Source organism: Dyella sp. (assembly GCF_036568765.1).
GTDB lineage: Bacteria > Pseudomonadota > Gammaproteobacteria > Xanthomonadales > Rhodanobacteraceae > GSA-30.
Map to the genome: position 1 here is coordinate 1 of NZ_DATCRY010000071.1, position 4,323 is coordinate 4,323.

The following is a 4,323-nucleotide window of genomic DNA, read 5'->3' on the forward strand; positions in this document are numbered from 1 at the left end:
GGCTGGAACCACCAGGTCAACGCGTGGCCGTACGGGTCGAACAATTGACCGCGTGTGGCGATCTGGCAGATCAGCCCCGTCACCGCGGCCACGGCGATCACCGCCATGACGTCGTAGAGCAGGGCCAGCAGGCGGCGCCACAGCGGGCAGGGAAGCGTGTCGGTGATGTCGTTGGTCATCGATGGGTTCTTGCGTCTCGAGCGCCGTCTGTCCAGCATGTGGCGCATGGAACAAACCCCAAGTATCGCCGATGCCGATCGCCGGAGCATCGCCACCTTCATCGAGCGCGTCTGGTCCGAGGATGGCCTGGCCGATCGCACGCTCGAAGCCTATCGCCGCGATCTGGAAGGCCTCGCGCTGTGGTTGGCGGACCGCCAGCGCAGCTTGCGCGACGCGCGGCGCGAGGATCTGTCGGCCTATCACGGTGCGCAGCCGGTTGCGGTGCGTTCGATGGCTCGGCGTCAGTCCGCGTTTCGGCGTTATTACGGCTGGTTGGCGCGTAACGAGAGCGGTTTCGAAGACCCGACGCTGTTGATCGAGCGCCCGCGCATGCCGCGCAGTCTGCCCAAGGCCCTGGCGGAGCGGGAGATCGAGGGGCTGCTGCAAGCGCCCGATCCCACGACGACGCTGGGCTTGCGCGATCGCGCCATGCTCGAGCTGATGTATGCCTCGGGCCTGCGCGTATCGGAACTGGTCGAGCTTCCGCTGGCCGGACTCAACCGGCGTCAGGGCGTGCTGCGGGTCACCGGCAAGGGCGGCAAGGATCGGCTGGTGCCGGTGGGCGAAGTGGCTTTGGAGCGCATCGAACAGTATCTGGCCGACGCTCGGCCGGCGCTCGCGCGTGGTCGTCAGCCAGCGGCGCTGTTCTTGAGCAAGCGCGGCGAAGGCATGACGCGGCAGATGTTCTGGACTTTGGTCAAGCGTTACGCGTCGGGCGTGGGCATTGCCTCCAAGCGCATTTCACCGCACGTGCTGCGGCATTCGTTCGCCACCCATCTGCTTAATCATGGCGCCGACCTGCGCGCCTTGCAGATGCTGTTGGGGCATAGCGCGCTCAGCACGACGCAAATTTATACGCTGGTGGCCAAAGAAGGCCTCAAGCGCCTGCATGCCCAACATCATCCACGCGGCTGACCGGACGACCGAACGGTTACAAAACGTCGCAGCATGGAACGTCGAACTCGCGAAATTGTCACACCTGTGCGGTCCACTTGGGCCTAAAATGCGAAAATTCCGCATCTACCGCGCCCCGGCGGTGAATGGATGCAAACGAGGCTAACCATGTTCAAGAAGTTGATCCTGACCCTTTCCCTGGCCGGCATGGCGTGCTCCGCGCTGGCGGCCGACGACGCGGCTGAGGCCGTAGTGCGCAAAGCGGTGCTGGGCCTCGCACCTGGCGTGCAGGTCGACAAGATCGAGCAGTCGCCGCTGCCTGGTTTCTATCAGGTCATCGCTTCCGGTCAAATGGTCTATGTCAGTGCGGACGGCAAATACCTGTTGAACGGCGACCTGCTCGACCTGACCAGCAAGAAGAATATCAGCGAGAAAGCCTGGGCCGATTTCCGCAAGGTACAACTGGCCAAAGTGCCCGAATCGCAGCGCATCGTGTTTGCGCCGGCCAATCCGAAATATCACGTCACCGTCTTTACCGACGTCAACTGCGGTTATTGCCGCGCGCTGCACGAGCACATCGCAGATTTCAACAAGGCCGGCGTCGCCGTCGAATATGTCGCCTGGCCGCGCGAAGGCGTGACCAGCACGTCCGGCCAGCCGACGCAGACCTATACCGAGATGGTGTCGGTATGGTGCGCCGCCGATCCGAAGATGGCTTTCACTCAGGCCAAGCAGGGCAAGACACCCAAGGCGGCTACTTGTACCAATCCGGTCAAGGACGAGTTCGATCTTGGCGTGAAGCTCGGCGTGACTGGCACCCCGACGATCGTGGCCGACGATGGCCGCGTGGTCGGTGGCTACGTGACGCCGGAGCAATTGATCAAGCTGCTGGATAAGGGCAAGGGCAGCTGAAGTTACTGATTTTTCTACGTTAAATAAGAATGGCCGGGCGTCTGGCAGCCCGGCCATCACTTTTTCGTAGGTTTAATCCCAATGAAATGAAAGGCTTGTAGGGGGTGCCCCATGCTGTCGTGCAGCATAGGGTAGAATGGGCGTTTTCGCTGCCTCGCGCGCAAGCGCCATTCCCCGCAATGATCGTACTGGACGGGCAGAATGCCCTATCGCCTTTTCGCCTTGAACGACTGAACGCCCGGCTGGATGCCTTGCATCGCGGTGCAAGGGTGCAAGCTGCCTGGCATGTGTACTTCATCGATGCGGACACTGTGCCGCAAGGGGAGCAACGCAAGCGCTTGCTCGAAGTGCTCGAAGCGAAGGATGCAGCCCCGGAAGTCGCCTCGTTATGGGCGGTGCCGCGCCTGGGGACGATTTCGCCCTGGTCGAGCAAGGCCACCGATATTGCTCATGGCGCCGGCTTCGACGTGCGACGTGTCGAGCGAGGTCTGGCGTGGCAGTTGACCGCGCTGCCTGCGACCGATTCGCCGGCTTATCGCGCCATCCTGGATGTGCTGCACGATGCGATGACGCAATCGGTGCTGACTCGCCTTGAGGATGCGCGGGGCCTGTTCCTCGTCGGTCAGCCTGGCGATCTGCAACACGTCGCGTTGGGCAGCGATGCCCGCGCCGCGCTGGCGCAGGCCAACCGCGAACTGGGCCTGGCTCTGGCCGACGACGAGATCGATTACCTCGCCGAACGCTATGCCGAACTGGGGCGCGATCCGAGCGACGCCGAACTGTTTATGTTCGCGCAGGCCAATTCCGAACACTGTCGCCACAAAGTATTCAATGCCAGCTGGACGCTGGATGGCCAGCCGCAGGAGCAAAGCCTGTTCGGCATGATCAAGCACACGCATCGGCATTCGCCTGCGCATACGTTGTCCGCCTATAAGGACAACGCCGCGGTGATCGAAGGCAGCGAGGGCAGGCGCTTTTTTGCCGAAACCGATGGCGTGTGGCGTGCGCATCCCGAACGCATCGATTACGCCATCAAGGTCGAAACGCATAATCATCCGACGGCCATCGCGCCCTGGCCCGGCGCCGCTACCGGCGCGGGCGGTGAGATTCGCGACGAAGGCGCCACCGGCCGCGGTGCGAAGCCCAAGGCCGGTCTGACAGGTTTTTCCGTGTCGGATCTGCGCATTCCCGGTCATCCGATGCCTTGGGAAGTGGACCGCCCGCTGCCGCCACGCATGGCCAGCGCGTTCGAGATCATGCGCGATGGCCCGCTTGGCGCTGCCGCCTTCAATAACGAATTCGGTCGTCCCTGCCTCGGCGGTTATTTCCGTACCTATGAACACGAAACCGGCGAAGCCGGCGTGCGTCGCGGTTACGACAAGCCGATCATGATCGCCGGCGGTCTGGCGAATATCCGCAGCGGGCATGTGCGCAAGCACGATCTGCAACCGGGTCATAAGGTCATCGTGCTGGGCGGTCCTGCGATGCTGATCGGTCTGGGGGGCGGCGCTGCCTCGTCGGTGGCATCGGGCGCTTCCAGTGCGGAGCTCGATTTTGCCTCGGTACAGCGCGACAACGCCGAAATGGAGCGTCGCTGCCAGCAAGTGATCGACGCATGCTGGGCGCGGGGCGATGCCAATCCCATCGTCAGCGTCCATGACGTCGGCGCTGGCGGCCTCTCCAACGCGATTCCCGAACTGCTCAACGATTCGAATGTCGGCGGCCGCATCGATCTTTCCAGGATTCCTTGCGACGACCCGCAGCTGTCGCCGATGCAGGTCTGGAGCAACGAATCGCAAGAACGTTACGTGCTCGGCATCGACGCCAAGGACCTTGCCGAGTTCGAGGCCTATTGCGCACGCGAACGTTGCCCCTACGCCGTCGTGGGCGAAGCCACTGCCGAGCGCGTGCTGGTGGTGAGCGATCCGCGCCGCGACCTGACGGTCATCGATCTGCCCATGGATGTGCTGTTCGGCAAGCCGCCGCGCATGCATCGCGATGCCAAACGCATCAAGCCCCGTGTGGACCTGATCCCCGACCTCTCCGGCATCAGCATGGACGAAGCGCTGATCCGCGTGCTGAAACTGCCGACTGTCGGCAGCAAGAACTTCCTGATCACCATCGGTGACCGTACCGTTGGTGGCCTGTGCTCGCGCGACCCGCTGGTCGGCCCCTGGCAGGTGCCGGTCGCCGATTGCGCCGTCACCGTGGCCGATTTCGACGGCTACGCGGGCGAAGCCATGGCCATGGCCGAGCGCGCGCCGGTAGCCCTGCTGAGCAGCGCGGACGCCGCGCGCC

General features: G+C 63.5%; 3 protein-coding genes. All 3 read left to right on the forward strand.

Annotation, left to right across the window (positions count from 1 at the left end):
- The first annotated feature begins 225 nt into the window (after positions 1 to 225).
- Positions 226 to 1,134: a site-specific tyrosine recombinase XerD gene (gene xerD, locus VIM98_RS05590; protein WP_414650193.1), complete on the forward strand. Its 909-nt coding sequence runs from the start codon at positions 226 to 228 to the stop codon at positions 1,132 to 1,134.
- A 147-nt stretch (positions 1,135 to 1,281) separates the two neighbouring features.
- Positions 1,282 to 2,025 (forward strand): DsbC family protein, encoded by a 744-nt coding sequence (locus VIM98_RS05595; RefSeq protein WP_331992111.1) that lies wholly within the window; start codon positions 1,282 to 1,284, stop codon positions 2,023 to 2,025.
- A gap of 179 nt (positions 2,026 to 2,204) precedes the next feature.
- On the forward strand, positions 2,205 to 4,323 hold a 2,119-nt coding region (gene purL, locus VIM98_RS05600; protein ID WP_331992112.1), incomplete at its 3' end, for a phosphoribosylformylglycinamidine synthase.

Bases quoted from the DNA above. Each gene is read 5' to 3' on its own strand.
- xerD (WP_414650193.1), top strand. From the start codon at position 226: ATGGAACAAACCCCAAGTATCGCCGATGCCGATCGCCGGAGCATCGCC.
- VIM98_RS05595 (WP_331992111.1), top strand. From the start codon at position 1,282: ATGTTCAAGAAGTTGATCCTGACCCTTTCCCTGGCCGGCATGGCGTGC.